This window comes from Coprococcus intestinihominis (assembly GCF_040096555.1).
GTDB lineage: Bacteria > Bacillota > Clostridia > Lachnospirales > Lachnospiraceae > Coprococcus_A > Coprococcus_A intestinihominis.
The window spans coordinates 1-661 of record NZ_JBBMEK010000519.1 but is presented as its reverse complement, the minus strand read 5'-3'; the positions used below and the strand labels follow the sequence as shown (position 1 = coordinate 661).

At 45.1% G+C, this 661-nt stretch carries 2 pseudogenes; both read right to left on the bottom strand.

From position 1 onward, the window contains the following. Nucleotides 1-236: pseudogene (locus tag WMO25_RS18605) on the bottom strand (MFS transporter); the annotation flags it as partial. 50 nt (nt 237-286) lie between these two features. After that, nucleotides 287-661, bottom strand: a pseudogene (locus WMO25_RS18600) (tetracycline resistance ribosomal protection protein); the annotation flags it as partial.

The window sequence follows — 661 nt, the reverse complement described above, 5'->3', positions numbered from 1 at the left end:
CCAATCAGCACCGAGCGCCGACGGCTATACAAATCCGCCACCACACCGGTGGGTATCTCGAACAGAAAGCAGGAGGTCTCCAGAACCGTCCCTACCAGGACAAGCTGGAAAGCATCCAGCTGCACCACCTCCAGGTGGTACACGATGGAAAGCACTGTGGACATAGAAACCGCCAGGGAACAGACAAATCGGAACAGCAGGTAGACAGAATATGCCTTTGAATTTTTAGCAAACATGAAGTTACATTCTCCTTTCAAATCTCATTTTATATGACTTTTGCAAGCTGTTAAGCTAACTTGTGGAACATATGCCGAACCTTATCTATACGGCTATTCGGGCGGCGGGGTTGGCAAATAAATTTACCAATAGCTGGCTGGTATCCTTTTAACTCTGTCAAGCAGACTCCCTGCCCATTTGTGAAATAAGTTAAATCGTTCCTGTATTCTTGAATACATCTAGCAGGGATTTCTCCTTTCAGAATGACCTCGTCATTCTTTATCTGAGTACTTACAATATCTGCACAATACCTTGGAGCATCATGATACGCCCGTGAGAGATATTCCTGCGGTGCATAAATTTCAAAGTGGAGATATGGCTCTAATAGTTCTGTCCCTGCTTTTTTTAAAGCCTGCTCCAATACGATAGGGGAAAGCAGCCGAAA